We start from the raw sequence: 20,739 nt of genomic DNA, 5'->3' as shown, positions 1-20,739 counted from the left end.
AGCAACGCGGCTGATAATGCGAAGGGCCCCGCCATCATGGATGGCGGGGCCCTCGCTTTTGGCGGGATAGGTGGATCTTTTGCAGGCTGGCAGCCTGGCGCCCATTGTGATGTTTGCCCCTATCGTCAGCTTTCCCTCACCCTAACCCTCTCCCAAGGGGAGAGGGGATTAGCACCTGCCACTCTGTAGCCGTAGCTGTCAGGCTTAGCTATCACGCCATACCACGGTCACTATCAATGGCTGCGATCTCTGCTCCCTTCTCCCACTCTTTGCCATAGATAAGGGGAGAAGGGTCGGGGATGAGGGGGAGCAAACCACCGACAAGCAGCAGGACGTTAAAGAAAACAGAGAGAAGTAGGGTCGATTAGCGCAGCGTAATCGTCCGTACCACAACCCGGTGGCTATAGACATAAAGAAGAGATCAGCTGGAGCACCAGCAGAATTGCGGCAACCTGTTTTCGTGATCGTCTGATTACGCTTCGCTAATCAGACCTACGGCCCGACACAAAAAGCGTAGAGCTTCATACAATGCCCTTTACGAGGTACACTGTTCAAAATTTAACATTGCTCATTTCGACTATTTTTCAGAAGTTTATGGAGGAACACTGATGAAACAGAGCACGATCAAAGAAATCTTTTCTCCTTCAGATGGGAAAATTTATTTTGTAAGAGATATTTTAGAACGCCCCCAGAAAGAACTCTTTGAGATGAGGCGAAAACTGAGGCCAAGAGTTGGTGAATTAGCCATGTTGTGTTCAACATGCTACCAACCTGTAATATTGGCGGGCCGTTCAGATCAAAGTTTCTACTTTAGGCATATTAAGGACTCTGATGACTGTCCAATCAAGACAACATCCCACCTTACTTTCGATGAAATAAATGCAATGAAATATAATGGGCAAAAAGAAGGCCCCTTGCATAGAGTCAACAAGCTGTTAATTGCCAAATTATTAGAAAGTGATCCCACTTTTAGTGGTGTAGAAGTAGAAAAAACTTTCCGAGAGGAAAATGTTACTGGGATTGCAAAAAAATGGCGTAGACCTGACGTTTCTGCAATCAATACCAAGCTTGGCGTAAGAATTGCTTTTGAACTGCAAGTTTCCACAACATTTATCGATATCATAATTGATCGCGAAGAGTTTTATAAAAATAGCGCTGCATTTATTTTATGGATTTTCTTGAGTTTTGAGGAAAGAAAATTCACTGAGCTTGATATTTTCTACGCAAACAAATCTAATGCTTTCATATTTGATGATGAAGCCAAATCTGCCAGTTCTGTTGCAGAGAAACTGTTATTAAAATGCTATTACCACGAATATTACGTAGATGAATTACAAGACACAGCCACAGTTTCAGTGCGAGCTGTTGATAGGCTAGTATCACTGGATGAGTTAACATATAACAAGGATACAGGGAAACTCTATTTTTTCGATTCGGATTTATCAGAAAAGAATGCACAAAACCAAGTCAAAATAATAAAAGAAAATAAAGAAAAAGAGAAGCTACTTCTTGAAAACCAAAAGCTTGAAGCGTCTAAAAAGGAAGTGGCAAAAAATGATTTTTATAGCATGTACAATGGAAAACCAAATCCAGCCAAAAGCAACCGAATGAAACCTAGAAAAGGCTTATCGGAAAGGCTCTACAGTGAAATATCAACAACCAAGAAATTCGAAAAGCTTCGTTGTGAGAAATGTGGGAATACAGACAACTTCCGTAACAATGCTTGTTTTATAATTTGCAATAATTGCAATGAAGACGTTAAATATTAACCGGAGACCATTTACTTAATAATTAAATAGAAGGGCGCTTTCGCGCCCTTCTATATTAATTACCCTTCCTGATTTTCCCCGGCTGCCGGTTCGGTGCCGGCAGCGGGTTCAATCTCGATACGATCAACCCGCTGCAAACCGCGGGGCAGCTTGGCGCCACGGCGGCCGCGCTCGCCGCGATAGTAGTCGAGATCAGAGGGTTTGAGGGTGAGCTTGCGCTTGCCGGCAAACAGGGTGACCGACTGACCCTGCGGGATCACGGCGGCCATCACCACAAACTCCTCCCGTGCTTTCACCCGAGCCGACGGAATGCTGATGAGCTTGTTACCCTTGCCCTTGCCGAGCACCGGCAAGGTGTTGAGCGGGAACAGCAGCATGCGCCCTTCGTTGGAGATGGCCATGCAGAGATCGGTCTCCGGCGAGCCGATCTTCTGGGGTGCCATCACCTGACCCCCTTCCGGCACGGTGAGCAGCGCCTTGCCGTTCTTGTTCTTGCCGATCAGGTCGTCATAGGTGCAGACAAAGCCGTAACCGGCATCGCTGGCGATCAGATATGGCTCACCTTCGTTGCCCATCACCAGATGACGTACCTCTTCCCCTGCCCCAAGCGCAAAGCGGCCGGTGAGCGGCTCGCCCTGACTGCGCGCGGATGGCAAGGTGTGAGATTCGAGGGCGTAAGTTCGGCCCAACGTGGAGAGGAACACCGCCTGCTGGTTGCTGCGGCCACAGGCGTGGGCCAGATAGCTGTCCCCCGCCTTGTAGGAGAGCCCCGCCACATCGACGTCGTGGCCCTTGGCGGCGCGCACCCACCCCTTGTCGGAGAGGATGACGGTGACCGGTTCACTGGGAATAAGCTCTTTCTCGGTCAGCGCCACGGCGGTGGCACGCTCCACCAGCGGGGTGCGGCGATCGTCGCCGTACTTCTCGGCATCGGCCAGCAGCTCTTTCTTGAGCAGGGTATTGAGGCGACGCTCGGAGCCCAGAATAAGCTCCAGCTTGTCGCGCTCTTCGGCCAGTTCGTTCTGCTCGGCGCGCAGCTTGAACTCTTCGAGTTTGGCCAGATGGCGCAGTTTCAGCTCGAGGATCGCTTCGGCCTGGGTCTCGGTAATGTTGAAGCGTTCCACCATCACTTTGCCCGGCTCATCCTCGGTGCGGATGATCTCGATCACCTCGTCGATGTTGAGATAGGCGATCAGCAAGCCTTCGAGGATGTGCAGGCGAGCCAGCACCTTGTCGAGGCGGAATTGCAGACGGCGACGCACTGTCTCGCGGCGGAACTGGATCCACTCGCTGAGGATGGTCTTGAGGCACTTCACCTGCGGCCGGTTGTCGAGGCCGAGGATGTTGAGGTTGACCCGGTAGTTCTTCTCCAGATCCGTGGTGGCGAACAGGTGGGCCATCAGCCCCTCCACGTCCACCCGGTTGGAGCGCGGCACGATCACCAGACGGGTCGGGTTCTCGTGGTCCGATTCATCGCGCAGGTCGGTGACCATCGGCAGCTTTTTGGCCACCATCTGGGCGGCGATCTGCTCCATGATCTTGGCGCCGGAGGCCTGATGGGGCAGCGCAGTGATGACGATGTCGCCATCCTCCTCGCTCCAGACCGCCCGCTGCTTGATGGAGCCCTTGCCGGTCTCGTAGATTTTGCGGATATCGTCGCGCGGCGTGATGATCTCGGCGTTGGTCGGGTAGTCCGGCCCCTGAATGTGCTGCATCAACACATCGAGCCCCGCATTGGGGTTATCGAGCAGCTCGGCACAGGCGTAGGCCACTTCCCGCGCGTTGTGAGGCGGAATGTCGGTCGCCATCCCCACCGCGATACCGGTCACCCCGTTGAGCAGGATGTGCGGCAGGCGGGCGGGCAGCACCACCGGCTCCTTCATGGTGCCGTCGAAGTTCGGCGTCCACTCCACAGTGCCTTGGCCGAGCTCTGAGAGCAGCAGCTCGGAGAAGCGCGACAGACGCGCCTCGGTATAACGCATGGCGGCGAAGGATTTGGGATCGTCCGGCGCACCCCAGTTGCCCTGACCATCCACCAGCGGGTAGCGGTAGGAGAAGGGCTGGGCCATCAGCACCATGGCTTCATAACAGGCACTGTCACCGTGGGGATGGTACTTACCCAGCACGTCACCCACGGTACGGGCGGACTTTTTGTGCTTGGAGAGCGCCGACAACCCCAGCTCGCTCATCGCGTAGATGATGCGCCGCTGCACCGGTTTGAGGCCGTCGCCGATATGCGGCAGGGCCCGATCCATGATGACGTACATGGAGTAGTTCAAGTAAGCCTGTTCGGTAAAGGTGCGCATTGGCTGGCGCTCTACCCCGTCCAGACTGAGCTCGATAGCATCACTCATATGTTTTTCTCTTGCTATGGCGCGCCCCAGGAGGGCACGCCTGAAATGCGGGTCGGCAGGTGACCGACGGCTTAGATGATGGCGAGGTTGCCCTTCTCTTCCAGCCACTCGCGGCGATCACCCGCCCGCTTCTTGGCCAGCAGCATGTCCATCAGCTGCAGGGTCTCGTCAGCCGCATCCCCTTCGCTCTCTCCTGCCGGCTCCATGGTGAGCTGCACCAGACGGCGGGTGTTGGGATCCATGGTGGTTTCCCGCAGCTGTTTCGGGTTCATCTCACCCAGACCCTTGAATCGGGTCACCATCACCTTGCCTTTCTTCTTCTCGGCCTCGACCCGCTGCAACACGCCGTTCTTCTCGTCCTCGTCGAGGGCGTAGTAGACCTCTTTACCGATATCGATCCGGTAGAGGGGCGGCATGGCGACATAGACGTGGCCCTTCTCCACCAGCGTGCGGAAGTGCTTCACAAAGAGGGCGCAGAGCAGGGTGGCGATGTGCAGACCGTCCGAGTCCGCATCCGCGAGGATGCACACCTTGCCGTAGCGCAGGCCACTGAGATCCTCGGAGTCGGGGTCGAGCCCGATGGCGACCGAGATATCGTGAACTTCTTGCGAGGCGAGCACCTGACCGGCCTCCACCTCCCAGGTGTTCAGGATCTTGCCGCGCAGCGGCATGATGGCCTGAAACTCGCGATCCCGCGCCTGCTTGGCACTGCCGCCCGCGGAGTCACCCTCCACCAGGAACAGCTCCCCCTGCATGGGGTCGGCGCAGTTACAGTCAGTCAACTTGCCGGGCAACGCCGGGCCCTGGGTAATCTTCTTGCGCACCACCGTCTTGGCGGCGCGCATCCGGCGCTGGGCGCTGGAGATGCAGATCTCGGCGATCTGCTCTGCCAGCTCGGTGTTGCTGTTCAGGTAGAGGCTGAAGGCATCCTTCACTACGCCGGAGACAAACGCCGAGCTCTGGCGGGAGGAGAGGCGCTCCTTGGTCTGACCGGCAAACTGCGGATCCTGCATCTTGATGGAGAGGATATAGGCGCAGCGATCCCAGATATCTTCCGGAGTCAGCTTGACCCCCCGCGGCAGCAGGTTGCGGAACTCGCAGAACTCACGCATGGCGTCGAGCAGCCCCTGACGCAGGCCGTTGACGTGAGTACCGCCCTGCGCGGTGGGAATGAGGTTCACATAGGATTCGGCGAGGCATTCGCCCCCTTCCGGCAACCAGCAGAGCGCCCAGTCCACCGCCGACTGTTCGGAACTGAACGAGCCGATAAAGGGCTGCTCCGGCAGGCAGGTGAACTGCTTGACCGCGTCGACCAGATAATCCTTGAGGCCATCTTCGTAGCACCACTCCAGCTTGATGCCGGTGTTCTTGTCGAGGAACTTGATGGTGAGGCCGGGACAGAGCACGGCCTTGGCTTTGAGCAGGTGCTCCAGCTTGGTGACCGAGAACTTGGGCGAATCGAAATAGCTCGCCTGCGGCCAGAAGCGCACCCGAGTGCCGGTGTTGCGACGACCGCAGGTACCGGTGATGGTCAGCTCCTGCACCTTCTCGCCACGCTCGAAGGCGATGTCGTAGACCTGACCGTCGCGACGCACCGTCACCTCGACCCGATCGGAGAGGGCGTTTACGACCGAAATACCCACCCCGTGCAGACCGCCGGAGAACTGGTAGTTCTTGTTGGAGAATTTGCCGCCCGCGTGCAGCTTGCAGAGGATCAGCTCCACCCCGCTGACCCCCTCTTCCGGGTGGATATCGACCGGCATGCCGCGGCCGTCGTCGATCACTTCGAGGGACTGGTCTTCATGCAGGATCACCTCCAGATTGCGGGCGTGACCTGCCAGCGCTTCATCGACGCTATTGTCGATGACCTCCTGGCCGAGGTGATTGGGCCGGGTGGTGTCGGTATACATGCCGGGGCGGCGACGCACCGGCTCAAGGCCATTGAGGACCTCAATGGCATCCGCATTGTATTGAGTAGACATGGAGGGCCTTGCGAATTGACGTTTGGGGAGAATCTTACTCGTTGGGAGGGTATTGGACAAACTTGGCTGCGGGAAAGGGTGATCCGGAGGGGATTGTGCCCCTCCCAAGGCTGTTTCAGCTCCCTTCGGCGGGGCCCGGCAGCGCCTGTTGCAGTTGGGAGAGGGAGCTTTGCAGCCGCCACACCATGCCTGCCAGCTCTCGCGCCGTGCCATCGCCATGGTTGGCCAACCCCTGACTGATCCGCTGCAGCTCGGTCAGCGTGCGATCCAGGGAGGTATGCTGCACCCCCTGCTCGGTGAGGATCCCCTTCAGGCTGCGGATACAGTTGTCGCGCACCAGATAGAGGGGGTGCTCGTCACCGCGCCACTGGCGCAGCTGCCAGACGATATGGCTGCAGTTGAGCAGCACCACGCCCCAGCGCAGCACCCAGAGGCGGGCGGTCTGATCCTGACTCTGACCGAGCTGGCTGATGCAGTGGTAGATCAGCGACTCGAACTGGCTCTCGCTCTGGCGCGGGGCTGGCTCCAGCTGATCCATGAAGTGGCGGCGCAGGGAGCGGATAATCCGGCGGCTCTTGCGCCGATCCGAGCTGGGTCGCAGCAGCTGAAACGCCAGCGCGGCGCTCATCACCCCCAGCATCTGGGCGAGGCTGCTGTTGATGAACTGCTGATAGTCGTAACTGGGCGGATTGGTGATGGCGAGAAACGAGCCGAGCAGCACGATCATCTGGCCCCAGAGGCCCGCCTGCCGCACCTGCTGCTGTTTGCAGAGCTGCATGGTGAGCAGCGCCGGAAAGAGCAAGAGACAGAAGATCCAGAAGTCGTCGATGCGGATCATCAGGCCAAACTTGACCGCAAAGCAGATGAGGCTGAGCAGCAGGATCGCCCTGAGCATGGTGTTGGCCCCCTGGGCCGGGGCCGGGGTCGCCGAGTAGAGCACGCAGCAGATGGAGAGCATGGTGAGCGCCGAGCTGCCCGCATCCCACTGACTGTTGATCCAGAAGGTGCAGCCGAGCAGCACGCAGAGGAAGGTACGCCCGCCGTTATAGGCAGCCTCCAGCGTGTCGGTGTGGCTGGTGAGCGAAGAGTGGTGCGGTGGCGCCGGCCACTCCTGATCGTCGTAACGGGCAAGCCGCTCCAGCCAGCGTTGGCACTCCAGATAGCTCCAGCAGAAGTGGCGCAGCCGCAGCAAAAAGGTGCGTAACCGGTAATCATGCTCGCCGGTCGGCATCAGGGGAGCCAGCAACCTCGCAACCCGATACTTGTCGCACTCCGGCTTGCCAAGCTCGGCCAGCAGGGTGGCAAGCAGCGCCTGAATGCCTTCCGGTTGTTCCGGCCAGTTGTGCAGCATGCGGCGCTGGCTGGAGATAAGGCTGATAAGCCGCAGCTGGCGATGGAGCAGGAAGTTGAGCAGCCGGTTCTGGCGCCGCAACCGATGATGGCTCCAGACCGCCTGTATGCGCAGCACGTTCATGGTGAGGATCTGGCCGATCAGCCCTTCGTGGGAACTGCGAACCTCGGGCGTCATCTCCCCCAGCCAGAGCAGCTGGGCATGCTCCAGCAGGCGAGCTTGGCTCTTGCGCAAGGATTCCAGCAGGGTTTCGCTATCCGAGGTGCTGGGCAGGATCATCATCATCAGACCGCCGCAGAGGATACCGATGATCACCTCGCTCACCCGCGCCTGGGCAATATCGAAGATATGGTGGGGATCCGCCACATTGACGCAGGAGAAGGCGATGATGGCGGCGGTGTAACCGCCGAGGGCAAAGGCGTAGGAGACGTTGTTCTGATAGTGGTTGGAGATGTAGGTACACAAACCCAGCCAGAGGGCGATGAGAAAGCTGAACAGCCAGGGATCACTGATACCAAGACCGGTGATCACCACCGCCGCCATCGCCCCCATCAGGCTGCCAACCACCCGTCCCAGACTCTTGCTGATCACTCCGCCCACGGTGGGAAAACTCACCACGGCGGCCGAGCTCATCGCCCAGTAGGGGGAGTCGAGCTGCAGCACGAAGGCCAGCCAGAGCGACAGGCACATGGCCAGCGCGTTGCGCAGGGCATAACGCCACTGCCCCCCTGTCGCCCTCCCCCAGGGAGTACGCAGCCAGAATGACTCGCTCACCCTACTCGCCAATGGTGATGGTGCAGGTGGTGCCAGCGATCAGCGTCACGTCCGCCGGCACATCCAGCAGCTTGATCCGTACCGGCACCCGCTGGGCCAGCCGCACCCAGGGCACGTTGGGTTTGACGTCGATCAGCAGGCCGTTGCCGCCATCGACGCTCTGATCGTGGATGGCGCGCCCTATGCTCTCCACCTCGCCGCGCAACCGCTGCTCACCGCTGTAGAGCACCACTTCGGCCGGTTTGCCCGGCGCTATGTGGCCAAGCTTGGTCTCTTCAAAGTAACCCTGCACATAGAAGGAGTGAGTATCCACCAGCGCCACCAGCGGCACGCCGGCGCTGGCATAGTTGCCGACCCGGGTCTGCAGGTTGGTGATGTAGCCATCGCTCGCGGCATGCACCCGGGTCTTGGCCAGCGACCACTCCGCCTTCTCCAGATTGGCCTGTGCCACCTGATAGGCCGCCTGCATCGCCTGGGCATTGAGGCGGGCTTCGTCCATCGTCTCGGCGGAGATGACGCTGCGCGACAGGCCGCTGCGGCGGTTCGCCTCATGTTCCGCCTTGTCGAGATCCGATTTCGCCTTGGCCAGCGCCGCCCGGGCATTATCGAGGACGATCCGGTAGGGCTCGGGGTCGAGCGTAAAGATCTCCTCACCCACCTTCACCAACTGGTTGTCCTTCACCGCTATCTTGATGATCTTGCCCGACACCTCGGGGGTAATGCTGACCAGCTCGGCGCGCACCTTGCCATCCCGGGTCCAGGGCCCCTGCATGTAGTAGTTCCACAGCCACCAGCCCGCCGCCAGCGCCAGCGCGCAGACCAGCAGGGTGGAGAAGTATTTGAGGGTCGCGAGAGGTGATTTAGCCATGTAACAGCATCCATAGAGCGCCGCTGACGGCGAGGATAAAGAGGGAGAGATCCATCAACAAAGGGTGCCAGACATCCCCACCATAGAGCCAGTCACGCAGCAGATGGTGCACCGGCAGCCAGCAGAGCAGGCCGAGCAGCACCGCCTTGAACAGCGGCGGAAAGTAGAGAGAGGCGCCCAGTACCAGATCCGGCAGCGCAGAAGGAGTTGTCACAAACGTGCTCCCTGTTGGCAGTGAAGTTCAGAAGAGTCAGGCCATCCCCTGCCCCGGGCGAGGCAAAGTAAACAGGCCGCTAAAGATTAACACTGCCCCGCAGGATGGTGCACGCCATCGCGCGTCGGCACCGCCCCCAGCTCGAACGGGTTCACTTCCTCAGATGTCAATCAAACAGGGTATCGCGCCGCCCCTGCAGCAAGTGCTCATGGAGGGTGCGCAACTGGGAGGCCACCACCCGATGGCAGGAGAGCGGGGGCAAGTCGTCAATGGGGAAGTACCCCGCCCCTTTGGTTTCATCGGTTTCGCCCAGCAGCTGGCCGCTGGTCACCTCGCACAGAAAGAAAGCCTTGTGCGCGTGAGGCAGCTGGGGCGGATGGGGGTGCTTTAACTTGTCGAACAGGGCCAGCAGCTGCACCGCGCGGCACTCAAGTCCGGTCTCCTCCACTACTTCACGCACCACGGCATCCGCCGGCGAGTCGCAGATATCGCACCAGCCGCCGGGCAGAGTCCAGCAGTCGTCGCTGCGCTCCTGTACCAGCAGGATATGGCCCGCATCGTTCTGAATGAAGGCCCGCACGTCGAGCTTGGGGGTGGGGTAACCGCTGTCGAGGGCAATCCAGTCACTGATGGCTTCCGGCGCCAGCTCGCTCTGGTTGGCGATAAGGGCCACTGTGGCCGCTCGCAGCGCCTCGAAACGGCCGATATCGAAGGGGTCTTTGGAGTAGGTGAGGCCCGCTTGCGCCGTGGCCAGTACCTGTTCCAGAAAGGCGGCCAACGGCGGTTGCATGATTAAAGCCCGAGGAAACGGATAATCTGTGCGGGGTAGCGCTCGAACGCCACAAAGGCGTGGTTGCCGCCGCACTCCAGCGAGAGGCGGGCAAAGCGGTATTCATCCAGCGCCTTGCGATAGTCGAGCACCTCATCCCCCTGCTGTTGCAGGATCCAGAGTCGCTCCGGCGCCGTCACCAGAACCGCCAGTGCCCGCAGCTCGTCCATATGTTCAGGCAGCAGTTCGTACTGCTCCCCGGTATAGGGATTGGTCTGGGGGCCAAGGTAGTCACAGAGCAGCTCGTGCGGGCGCACCGCCGGATTGATCAGCGCCGCACGGCAGCCGTACTGCTCGCTCACCCGGGTCGCCATAAAGCCGCCGAGGGAGCTGCCCACGGCGCCGAGCTTGTAGTCACTACCATAGCAGCTCTGCAAATTGGCAATGGTCTGTTCGATAGCCGCCCAGGCCGCCGCTGGCGTATTGGGCTGGGCCGGAATGATCACCTCGATGTCGGGCCGGTTGACGGCCACCCAGGCAGCCATCTGCTGCGCCTTGGCGGAGCCCGGTGAGGAGTTGAAACCGTGCAGATAAAGGAGAACGGACTTCATGGAATGCTCTCCTCAATAACCGGTGGCGTTGGGGTCGGGCACAAACTGCCCCACCGGCAGGCGCCACACTTCGCTGGCCACCCGCCCATCCGGATAGAGGGTGAGATAGCGCCAGCCCGGGCCGGATTCATCCAGCGCGAAGCCGTCGGATAGCGGTTTGAACTGAATGCAGGTGGAGGGGCTGGCAATCAGCCGCACCCCGCGGTGCACCTCGTCAAACTCCTGATGGACGTGGCCAAACAGGATGGTCTTCTGCTGCGGATGACGAGCCAGCACGGCAAACAGATCATCGGCATTCTTGAGATTATGCTGATCCAGCCAGGCACAGCCCACCGGCACCGCCTGATGGTGCAGGGTGATAAGGGCGTGGCGATCAGGATATTGGCGCAGAGCACGGTCGAGGGCGGCCAGCTGGTGATCGCCAATCATGCCGTGAGGTTTGCCGCGCACCTGGGTGTCGAGCAGGATCACCTGCCAGTGATCGCCTACCAGCTGCTTGGATTCGCTGATCCCGGCGGCATGGAGGTATTCGGTCATCAGCGGGCTGTCATCGTGATTGCCCGGCAGCCAGTAGATGGGGCGACCCAGAGGCGCCATCATGGAGGCGAAACGCTGATAGGATTCCGGGCTGTGATCCTGCGACAGATCGCCGGTCGCCAGAATCACCTCGTAGGGGTGTTCATTGACCTGCACCTGTTCCAGCACGGCGGCCAGACTCTCTGCGGTGCGCACAGCCAACAGCCGCCCTTCGGCACTCGCGAAGAGGTGGGTGTCGGTAATTTGCAACAGGCGCACACTGCCGTCCTGCGCCTGGGGGAGCTCTGTTTCCAAAATCACGCTTCTTTTTATTTGTTCAACTGGAGATATTGATCGGGCTGGTACCATGTCTGAGACAAAATTTTAGCCATTCGGCCAGAAACAGATTTACCTGCTCCTTTTCATCCCGCTGGTGCATCTTTTTATTGGGATAATCATAACGTGGTTGCAAACGGGAAATCTGTTGCGCTGCACACACTTCCGCCATCCGCACATCATGATACAAACGAATCTCTATCTGAGCTTGTAAATATTCGGGCAATTCGGGGTTGTGCTGGCTCAGGATCACCTGATTGGTGAAGCGACTCTCGCCAATGATGGTGAGCTGGAACTGCAGATCGTTGCCGACCCGATAGCGGCGCTCGGCGCCGACTTCCCCATCAGGCGGCAGCAGTTTCATCAACGCCATGTAATTGACCTCGCAGGTACGCTGCAAGGACATCAGATCAGGCACATAGCGCCTGCTCTGTTGCAGGGTCAGCGCCACCTCAGCGATCTGCCAGCCAGCGGGCACGCAGCTCGCCATGGTTGAGGGCAAGCCACTGCAGGGCGATGACCGAGGCCGCATTGTCGATGCGTCCCTCTTTGAGCCAGGCGTAGGCCTGTTCGCGGCTCACCACGTGCACCCGGATATCCTCGCCTTCATCAGACAGACCGTGCAGCCCCTCGGCCTTGCTGGCATCCACCTCGCCCACAAAGACCTCGATCCGCTCGGTGCTGCCGCCTGGGCTCACCAGATAGCTGATGGCATGCTCGCAGCGGGCCACCTCGATCCCGGCCTCTTCTACCGCTTCGCGGCGCACCACCGCCTCGGCGGTTTCCCCTTCGTCGATGATGCCGGCCACCAGCTCCAGCAGCCAGGGGGTGGAACAGGTCTCCATGGCGCCGATACGAAACTGCTCCACCAGCACTATCTGGTCGCGTACCGGATCATAGGGCAGCAGCGCGGCAGCATGGCCCCGCTCGAACAGCTCGCGCACGATGGGCTGGTTCCAGCCGCCCGCAAATAACCGATGCTGCAGACGATAGACATTCACCTTGAAGAAGCCGTTATATCCATCTGATTTTTCAATGATTTTCACATCATCGGCGGCGTAATGCCGATCTTGCGGCAAGGGTTGCTGCGACATCCGGGGCTCCCGTCAGCTTGACTTGTATCAGTTTGACCATAAAATCCGAGGAACATGAATGAACGTTCATTCACTCGGCGTGCCATGGTAATGAGGGGTGGATTTTAGCAGCCACAGACCATTTGGCTAGGCGCGCGGGGAGAAAACTGCGTCCGGTTCTTGACGTTCCCGTCACCGGACCTGAGACTCTTAGCATTAAATTTTGCTTATAGTAGAGTGATTAAGCTGCAATCAAGCTTGGTCGGTGACAATATTTGCCTCTCCAGCAACCAGTTTGGGTTACTACATAAGGTTAAAACGATCTATGAAAAGAACACTTTTGTCAGTCATGGTGTTGCTGGGCGTCAGTGCCGGTGCCCATGCCGAAAACCTGCTCGACATCTACCAGCAAGCCCAGATCAAAGACCCGCAGTTGCTGCAGTCCAAAGCCGTTCGCGACCAGGCCTTCGAGAAGATCAACGAATCCCGTGCTCCTCTGCTGCCCCAGATCGATCTGGGTGCCGGGCTCAATTATCTGCAAAACAAGAACGATACCCAGAGCAATACCAAAGCCAAGGGTGAAGTGACGCTGTCGCAATCCCTCTATCGTCGCAGTAACTGGGTCAATCTGGATATCAGCGAGAAGCAGGCTACCCAGTCAGATGTTGCCTACAACCTCGAAATCCAGAACCTGATGGTGCGCACCGCCAAAGCCTACTTTGATGTGCTCAAGGCGATGGATACCCTGGAGTTCGTTCGTGCCAACAAGGTTGCGGTAGAGCGTCAGCTGGAGCAAACCCAGCAGCGTTTCGAAGTGGGCCTGACCGCCATCACCGACGTCCATGAAGCCGAAGCCTCCCGCGACCAGGCGCTGGCTGACGAGATCAATGCCGAAAACTCGCTGGACAACAGCTACGAGACCCTGCGCGAGCTGACCGGTATCGATCATCGCAATCTGGACGTGCTGAACACAGATCGTTTCAGCCCACAGAAGACCGCCTTCGGCTCCGACAAGTGGCTGGAGCTGGCGCTGGACAAGAACCTGCAACTGCACAGTGCCCGCATCAGCAAGGACATTGCCAAGGAGCAGATCGATCTGGCCAAGACCGGCCATGAGCCGACGCTGGATCTGGATGCCGGACTGCAAACCAGCAATACCGATTACAAGCTGGATAGCATGCCGGGCGGCAATGACAATCAGGCCAATATCGGTCTGACCTTCAAGCTGCCCATCTACAGCGGTGGCGCCACCAGCTCCAAGGTGAAGCAGGCTCAATACAACTACGTAGCGGCCAGCGAACTGCTTGAGAAGAACTTCCGCTCGGTGCAGAGCACAGTGCGCTCCTCCTACAACAACGTGAACGCCAGCATCGGCTCGGTGCGCGCCTACAGCCAGTCTGTGGTCTCCGCCGACAGCGCCCTGAAGGCGACCGAAGCCGGTTACGAAGTGGGTACCCGTACCATCGTCGACGTGCTGGACTCCACTCGCAAGCTGTACGAGGCCAAGCAGAAGCTCTCCGAAGCCCGTTACAACTACATTCTCAATATCCTGAGCCTGAAACAGGCTGCCGGTATTCTGGAAGCGCAGGATCTGGTGGAAGTAAACCAGGGTCTGATGCCTGCCACGGCAAAAGCCAAAGGCTGATAGCCGCTATCGGACATGAAAAAGGCGACCGCAAGGTCGCCTTTTTGTTATCCATATTTCTGCCGGCTTGCTACCGCGGATAGTGAGCCCCGCCAGATTGCGGGGCCAGCAGAACGTTAGCCGCGCTCGCGGATCGTCTTGATGATATCGGTGGTGGAGCAGCCATCCTCGAAGTTGAGAACGCGCACCTCGCCGCCATTGGCGGTCACCTCGGCGTAACCGGCGATATCTTCCGGCTTGTAGTCGCCGCCCTTGACCAGCAGATCCGGCAGGATCTCGGCGATCAGACGCTGCGGGGTATCCTCGGAGAAGGGCACTACCCAATCCACCGCGCCCAGCGCAGCCAGCACCGCCATGCGGCGCTCGGTCGGGTTGACCGGACGACCCGGCCCTTTCAGACGGCGAACCGACTCGTCGGTATTGACCGCCACGATCAGGCGATCCCCCAGCTTGCCCGCGTTGGCCAGATAGGAGACATGGCCGGCGTGCAGGATGTCGAAACAGCCGTTGGTCATCACCACTTTCTCGCCGCGCAGACGGGCGGCACGAACCGCCACTTTCAGCTGAGCTTCGGACATAACGCCAAAGCCGGTCTCCTGCTCGGTATAGAGAGCATTGGCCAGCTCGACCGGACTCACGGTAGAGGTACCCAGCTTGCCGACCACGATACCGGCAGCGGTATTGGCCAGCGCACAGGCTTCGCCCAGGCTCTTGCCTGCCGCCAGCGAAGTGGCCAGGGTGGAGATCACGGTATCACCGGCACCGGTCACATCGTAAACCTCGTGGGCCTGAGCCGGTAGATGCAACTCCGGCTGACCTTCGCGGATCAGGGTCATGCCGTTCTCGGAACGGGTGACCAGCAGGGCATCCAGCTCGAAGCGCTTGACCAGATCCAGTCCCTTGGCGACCAGCTCCTCTTCACTCTTCACCTTGCCTACCACGGCCTCGAATTCGGACATGTTGGGGGTCAGCAGGGTGGCACCGCGGTACTTCTCGAAGTCGGTCCCCTTGGGGTCGACCAACACCGGAATACCGGCGGCACGGGCACGCTTGATCATGCCGGGCACGTCGTTGAGAGCACCCTTGCCGTAGTCGGAGAGGATCATCACGTCGCTATTCGGCAGCGCCTGCTCGACCTTGGTCATCAGCAGGGTGGCATCGACGGAGTGGAAGGGCTCTTCAAAGTCCAGACGCAGCAGTTGCTGGTTGCGGGACAGCACCCGCAGCTTGGTGATGGTCGGGAAGTCGGCCAGACGAACGAAGTCACAGGCCACCTTGACGCCAGCCATCTGGCCAGCCAAAGCATCGGCAGCCTCGTCCTGACCGGTCAAGCCAAGCAGCACGGCGTGAGCGCCAAGGGCGGCGGAGTTGAGGGCCACGTTGGCTGCGCCACCCGGGCGCTCCTCAATGTGTTCAACCTTGACCACGGGCACCGGCGCCTCGGGGGAGATCCGACCGGTGGGGCCATGCCAGTAACGGTCCAACATGACATCGCCAACGACCAGAACGCGGGCTTTTTCAAAATCGGGCAGGGTGATCTTCATCTGTATCGACTCTCAAAACCTGAAAAATCAGCGGGCGATTTTATCACACTCTTTTATCCGGTGTAGAAAAAGCCGACCGCAGTTGCCGCCGCTGTCACGCTAACCGGACGCAGGCTACCCCTCTGACCAGCACACAGCCATTCGCCCCCGCCCCCCCTTTTCGGCTAGAATCCCCCGATTGTGTTTGCGAACAAGAGATTAGCCATGGCCCATGACAACGCTCCCCGCCTGGAGCCCCGCCTGTTTCATCCCCGTTACTGGGCCAGCTGGTTCGGCCTAGGCCTGCTCTGGCTGCTGACCCTGCTGCCGTGGCGTAGCCAGATGTGGCTGGGCCGTCAGCTCGGTCGTCTCGCCGCCAGGATTTTGAAGTCCCGGGTCAAGATTGCCCGTCGCAATCTGGAGCTGGCGATGCCCGAGCTGACCCGGGATGAGCGGGAGAAACTGCTTAAGGCCAACTTCGAGAGCGTGGGCTGCGCCGTGTTCGAGGTGGGGATCGCCTGGTTCTGGCCAGACTGGCGGATGCGCAACCTGATGAAGGTGGAAGGGGAAGAGCACGTCATCGCCGCCATGGAAAAAGGTCAGGGCATGCTGCTGCTCTCCTGCCACTTCCTGACGCTGGAACTCAACGCCCGCTGTTTCGGGCTGGTGCGCCCCGGCGTGGGGGTCTATCGCCCCAACACCAACCCGGTATTGGAGTATGCCCAGTACCACGGTCGCTGCGCCTCCAACAAATATCTGGTGGACCGGATGGATGTGAAGGGGATGATCAAGGCGCTGCGCAACGGCGATGCCCTCTGGTATGCACCGGATCATGACTACGGCAGCCACGCCAGCGTGTTCGTGCCCTACTTCGCGGTAGAGCAGGCCGCCACCATCACCGGCACCGCCACCCTGGCGCGGGTGAAGAACACCGTAACCCTGCCCTGCTACAACATCCGCACCAGCGAGGGTTACACCCTGCATATCGGCGCGCCGCTCGCCGACTACCCGAGCGGAGATGACATGGTTGATGCCGCCCGCGCCAACCGCGAGATCGAAGCCGCCGTGCGCAAGGCGCCGGAGCAGTACATGTGGCTCCATCGCCGCTTCAAGACCCGCCCCTCTCCCGAGGATGCCGGCTTCTACTGAGCCGCTGCCTCCACAGGGGCCAGATCGCAAAAACTGACAAACCGCCTGCTGGCGGTTTGTTTTTATCTGCTATCAGCCCTGCACGGCAAGCAAGATCCCCGAACGTCAGCCGCGCAATAACATCCTGCATGTTGGCGCCCATTCCCATCAATCAGCCGCAAAAGAGCCCTCATCGCCGACCGTAAAAACTGAAAGCGGGTTACAAATTTATTGATTCATTGGTAAGCAATGGAGTGTTGCGATAAATCCATCGTCACTACCCGCTGATGAGTGACTGAATTACTTGTCCCATTCGAATACAAAAATCAGATTTGTGACACCAATCACTATTTAGCAAGAGGACCACAAAGCAACTTTGGTGAGACAGATCACAAAAAATAATCACGTAAAACATAAAAGATCGAAATGTAGCCGAATTACAGCATGAGTATGTGATGTGGATCACTGGTTATGGAGGGGGTACCGCTGGGTATCTGAGAGCTGGATCACAAGACACCCCGTTTTCAGCCTAATTTGATATCAAGCTGGTAGATTGAAGTTGCTTAGACGACCGGGATGGCGGTTCGGCAAAACCGGCCATCCCGAACTACCACTTTTAATCAAACAGGCTTAAAACGGGGTCCCGACATGTTATCACCGGATACCAAAGTCAAGATACAGAATTTTGGACGCTTCCTGTCCAATATGGTCATGCCCAACATAGGCGCCTTTATCGCCTGGGGCTTTATCACCGCCCTCTTCATCCCCACCGGCTGGCTGCCCAATGAAACCTTGGCCAAGCTGGTCGGCCCCATGATCACCTACCTGCTGCCGCTGCTGATTGGCTACACCGGCGGCAAACTGATGGGCGGTGAGCGCGGCGGCGTGGTCGGTGCCATCACCACCATGGGTGTCATCGTGGGAACCGATATCCCCATGTTCATGGGCGCCATGATGGTCGGCCCGCTCGGTGGCTGGGCAATCAAGCGCTTCGACAAGGAGATGGACGGTCGCGTCAAAAGCGGCTTCGAGATGCTGGTCAACAACTTCTCCGCCGGGCTTATCGGCATGCTGCTGGCCATCCTCGCCTTCTTTGTGATTGGCCCCTTCGTCAAGGTGCTCTCCGGTCTGCTGGCCGGTGGCGTCGGCTTCCTGGTGGAAAACCACATGCTGCCGCTCACCTCCATCTTCGTCGAACCGGCCAAGATCCTGTTCCTCAACAACGCCATCAACCACGGCATCTTCTCGCCGCTGGGGATCCAGCAGGCGACCGAGCACGGCAGCTCCATCTTCTTCCTGATTGAAGCGAACCCGGGCCCGGGCATGGGTGTGCTGCTGGCCTACATGGTGTTCGGGCGTGGTGCGGCCAAGCAGTCCGCGGCTGGCGCCTCAATCATTCACTTCTTCGGCGGCATCCACGAGATCTACTTCCCGTACGTGCTGATGAACCCGCGCCTCATTCTGGCGGTGATCGCCGGTGGCATGACCGGGGTCTTCACCCTGACCCTGTTCAACGCAGGTCTGGTCTCCCCCGCCTCACCGGGTTCCATCTTCGCCGTGTTGTTGATGACGCCGAAAGCCTCCCTGATCGGGGTCGCCCTCTCCATCATCAGCGCCACTCTGGTCTCCTTCCTAGTCGCCGCCGTGTTCGTCCGCGCCCAGCAGCCGGAAGCTGACGAAGCCGATGCCCTCGGTGAAGCCACCCGCAAGATGAAAGCCATGAAGGGCAGCAAGCCCGAAACCGCAGCGGCCAAGAAGCCGGGCGGAGAACTGATGGCAGTGCGCAATATTGTGGTGGCCTGTGATGCGGGCATGGGTTCCAGCGCCATGGGCGCCGGCATGCTGCGCAAGCGGGTACAGGCCGCCGGGCTCGACATCAGCGTCACCAACCGCGCCATCGATCAGCTCGACGATCAGGTAGACTGGGTCATCACCCACAAGGATTTGACCGAGCGGGCCCGTCGCCATGCGCCGCATGCCCACCATATTTCACTGACCAACTTCCTCGACAACGGCCTCTATCAGGAGCTGGTACAGAGTCTGACTCAAGCCGCCAACGACGATGTCGCCAACCCGCAGCTGCTGGTGGCCGCCAACGACGACAGCTACGAACCGCAAGCGGCCGAAGTCTTTACCCTGAGCCGTCATGACGTGCATCTGGGACTGAAAGCGGATAACAAGGAGGCCGCCATCCTGACCGCAGGCCGACTGCTGGCCGAGCGCGGCTACGTGGCGCCCGACTACGTCAACGCCATGCTGGAGCGTGAACAGCTGGTCTCCACCTACCTCGGCGAATCCATCGCCGTGCCTCACGGCACCATCGCCGCCAAGGAGTTTGTGAAGCGTACCGGCATCGTCATCTGCCAGTACCCGGCCGGGGTCGCCTTTGGCGAGGCTGCCGATGAGGTAGCGCGGCTGGTGATCGGCATCGCCGCCCGCAACGACGAACACATGCAGGTGATAACCCGCCTGACCAATGCACTGGATGAACCCGGTCTCATCGACCGGCTGGCCAGCACCACGGATCCCCAGGCCTTCCTGGATCTGCTGGGTGCCGAACAGGCTGCGTAATCATCTTTCATCGTCTTTGGTTCAAGAGGTTAATATCATGAAAACATTGCATTTTGGTGCTGGCAACATCGGTCGCGGCTTTATCGGTAAAGTGCTGGCGGATGCCAGCCATCAGGTCACCTTCGCCGACGTCAACGACACCCTGATCGACCAGCTCAACCACCGTCAGGAGTACAAGGTCCATGTGGTGGGGGCAGATCAGAAGCTGGACGTGGTGCGCAACGTGGCAGCGGTCAGTTCCGCCGGTCACGAGGTGATCGCCCGCATCATCACCGCCGATCTGGTCACCACCGCCGTCGGCCCCAACATTCTGGACAAGATTGCCAGCACCCTGGCCAAGGGGCTGCAAGCCCGTTTCGATGCTGGCAACCTGACTCCGCTCAACGTCATCGCCTGCGAAAACATGGTGCGCGGCACCAGCCACCTCAAGCGGGAGGTACTCAAGTACCTGCCGGTCGCGTATCATGCCACGCTCGAATCCTGCATCGGCTTCGTCGACTCGGCGGTGGATCGCATCGTGCCGCCCGCCGCGGCGGCCAACGATGACCCGCTGGAAGTGACGGTCGAGAGCTTCAGCGAGTGGATCGTCGACCAGACCCAGTTCAAGGGGGAGCTACCGCAGGTGGCGGGCATGGAACCCACCGACAACCTGATGGCCTTCGTCGAGCGCAAGCTGTTCACCCTCAACACCGGCCACATCGTCACCGCCTATCTCGGCAAGCTGCGGGGCTACCGCACAGTGCGCGAGGCGATCGAGGATCCGGTGATCCGCAGCAAGGTGCGCCGCGCCATGGAGGAGAGCGGTGCCGTGCTGGTGAAACGCTACGGCTTCGACCCGCGCCTGCATGCCGCCTACATCGAGAAGATCCTCTCCCGCTTCGCCAACCCCTATCTGGTGGACGAGATTGACCGGGTCGGTCGTCAGCCGCTGCGCAAGCTGGCGGCGGGGGATCGACTGGTGAAGCCGCTACTGGGCACCCTGGAGTACGGCCTGCCGAGCGATCAGTTGCAGGAGGGGATCGCCGCGGCGCTCCACTATCGCAATGCCGATGACCCGCAGGCAGTGGAGTTGCAAGCCCTGCTGGCGGAGCTTGGCCCGGCCAAAGCGCTGGCCCGCGTCACCGGACTGGATGAAGAGAGCGAAGTGGTTCGCGCCATCGTCGCCCGTTACGAAACCCTGTAATGACCCTGCTTGCGGCGCATTCAGCCACCACTGATAGCGCGCCAAGCGCTTGAATGGCAAGGGAATGTGCCC

16 protein-coding genes are annotated in these 20,739 nt (G+C 59.5%); 5 read left to right on the top strand and 11 right to left on the bottom strand.

The features are described from left to right. The first annotated feature begins 608 nt into the window (after positions 1 to 608). Positions 609 to 1,769: a DUF6035 family protein gene (locus tag ACTG19_RS15930; RefSeq protein ID WP_439989259.1), complete on the top strand. Its 1,161-nt coding sequence runs from the start codon at positions 609 to 611 to the stop codon at positions 1,767 to 1,769. 59 nt (positions 1,770 to 1,828) lie between these two features. Here the strand turns inward: ACTG19_RS15930 and parC are convergent, their stop codons facing one another. The 10 genes from parC to nudF form a co-directional block, all read right to left on the bottom strand. Continuing rightward, positions 1,829 to 4,123 (bottom strand): DNA topoisomerase IV subunit A, encoded by a 2,295-nt coding sequence (parC, locus tag ACTG19_RS15925; RefSeq protein WP_335839143.1) that lies wholly within the window; start codon positions 4,121 to 4,123, stop codon positions 1,829 to 1,831. Between the two features lie 71 nt (positions 4,124 to 4,194). Continuing rightward, positions 4,195 to 6,105 (bottom strand): DNA topoisomerase IV subunit B, encoded by a 1,911-nt coding sequence (gene parE / locus ACTG19_RS15920; protein ID WP_005363090.1) that lies wholly within the window; start codon positions 6,103 to 6,105, stop codon positions 4,195 to 4,197. Between the two features lie 115 nt (positions 6,106 to 6,220). Continuing rightward, on the bottom strand, positions 6,221 to 8,230 hold the full coding sequence (locus ACTG19_RS15915) for an FUSC family protein (RefSeq protein ID WP_113739872.1): 2,010 nt from the start codon (positions 8,228 to 8,230) through the stop codon (positions 6,221 to 6,223). A gap of 1 nt (position 8,231) precedes the next feature. Continuing rightward, positions 8,232 to 9,098, bottom strand: coding sequence for an efflux RND transporter periplasmic adaptor subunit (locus tag ACTG19_RS15910; RefSeq protein ID WP_113739873.1), 867 nt, complete (start codon positions 9,096 to 9,098; stop codon positions 8,232 to 8,234). After that, positions 9,091 to 9,333 carry a DUF1656 domain-containing protein gene (locus ACTG19_RS15905; protein ID WP_033113020.1) on the bottom strand — a complete coding sequence of 81 codons (243 nt, stop codon included), beginning with the start codon at positions 9,331 to 9,333 and terminating at the stop codon, positions 9,091 to 9,093. Before ACTG19_RS15905 ends, ACTG19_RS15910 begins: the two co-directional genes overlap by 8 nt. Positions 9,334 to 9,478: 145 nt before the next feature. After that, positions 9,479 to 10,102 carry an NUDIX hydrolase gene (locus ACTG19_RS15900; protein WP_439989258.1) on the bottom strand — a complete coding sequence of 208 codons (624 nt, stop codon included), beginning with the start codon at positions 10,100 to 10,102 and terminating at the stop codon, positions 9,479 to 9,481. Positions 10,103 to 10,104: 2 nt separating this feature from the next. Further along, positions 10,105 to 10,692 carry a YqiA/YcfP family alpha/beta fold hydrolase gene (locus ACTG19_RS15895; RefSeq protein WP_439989257.1) on the bottom strand — a complete coding sequence of 196 codons (588 nt, stop codon included), beginning with the start codon at positions 10,690 to 10,692 and terminating at the stop codon, positions 10,105 to 10,107. Positions 10,693 to 10,704: 12 nt separating this feature from the next. After that, positions 10,705 to 11,523 carry a 3',5'-cyclic-AMP phosphodiesterase gene (gene cpdA / locus ACTG19_RS15890; protein ID WP_139461384.1) on the bottom strand — a complete coding sequence of 273 codons (819 nt, stop codon included), beginning with the start codon at positions 11,521 to 11,523 and terminating at the stop codon, positions 10,705 to 10,707. A gap of 22 nt (positions 11,524 to 11,545) precedes the next feature. Continuing rightward, positions 11,546 to 12,034 carry a DUF1249 domain-containing protein gene (locus ACTG19_RS15885; RefSeq protein WP_234917221.1) on the bottom strand — a complete coding sequence of 163 codons (489 nt, stop codon included), beginning with the start codon at positions 12,032 to 12,034 and terminating at the stop codon, positions 11,546 to 11,548. Further along, a complete protein-coding gene (gene nudF / locus ACTG19_RS15880; RefSeq protein WP_439989256.1) occupies positions 11,997 to 12,638 on the bottom strand; it encodes an ADP-ribose diphosphatase in 642 nt (213 codons plus the stop codon). Before nudF ends, ACTG19_RS15885 begins: the two co-directional genes overlap by 38 nt. A gap of 304 nt (positions 12,639 to 12,942) precedes the next feature. Here nudF and tolC point away from each other — a divergent pair, with 304 nt between their 5' ends. Beyond that, a complete protein-coding gene (tolC, locus tag ACTG19_RS15875) occupies positions 12,943 to 14,262 on the top strand; it encodes an outer membrane channel protein TolC (protein ID WP_139443424.1) in 1,320 nt (439 codons plus the stop codon). Between the two features lie 116 nt (positions 14,263 to 14,378). Here the strand turns inward: tolC and hldE are convergent, their stop codons facing one another. Next, positions 14,379 to 15,806, bottom strand: a complete 1,428-nt coding sequence (gene hldE, locus ACTG19_RS15870) for a bifunctional D-glycero-beta-D-manno-heptose-7-phosphate kinase/D-glycero-beta-D-manno-heptose 1-phosphate adenylyltransferase HldE (protein ID WP_439989255.1) — start codon at positions 15,804 to 15,806, stop codon at positions 14,379 to 14,381. A 204-nt stretch (positions 15,807 to 16,010) separates the two neighbouring features. On the opposite strand from hldE, the gene lpxL reads away from it, so the two are divergent. From lpxL to ACTG19_RS15855, 3 genes are all read left to right on the top strand, one after another. Next, the gene (gene lpxL / locus ACTG19_RS15865) at positions 16,011 to 16,934 is read left to right on the top strand and encodes an LpxL/LpxP family Kdo(2)-lipid IV(A) lauroyl/palmitoleoyl acyltransferase (RefSeq protein WP_021231687.1); all 924 of its coding nucleotides are present in this window, start codon (positions 16,011 to 16,013) and stop codon (positions 16,932 to 16,934) included. A 627-nt stretch (positions 16,935 to 17,561) separates the two neighbouring features. Next, positions 17,562 to 19,484 (top strand): PTS mannitol transporter subunit IICBA, encoded by a 1,923-nt coding sequence (locus tag ACTG19_RS15860; RefSeq protein WP_257686732.1) that lies wholly within the window; start codon positions 17,562 to 17,564, stop codon positions 19,482 to 19,484. Between the two features lie 37 nt (positions 19,485 to 19,521). Further along, entirely contained in the window at positions 19,522 to 20,667 is a 1,146-nt protein-coding gene (locus tag ACTG19_RS15855; RefSeq protein ID WP_257686731.1) for a mannitol-1-phosphate 5-dehydrogenase, read from the top strand. The last annotated feature ends 72 nt before the right edge of the window (positions 20,668 to 20,739 follow it).

Origin of the sequence: Aeromonas sp. 3P (assembly GCF_051919745.1) — a bacterium.
Lineage (GTDB): Bacteria > Pseudomonadota > Gammaproteobacteria > Enterobacterales > Aeromonadaceae > Aeromonas > Aeromonas veronii.
This window is presented reverse-complemented; position numbering and strand designations above follow the sequence as displayed.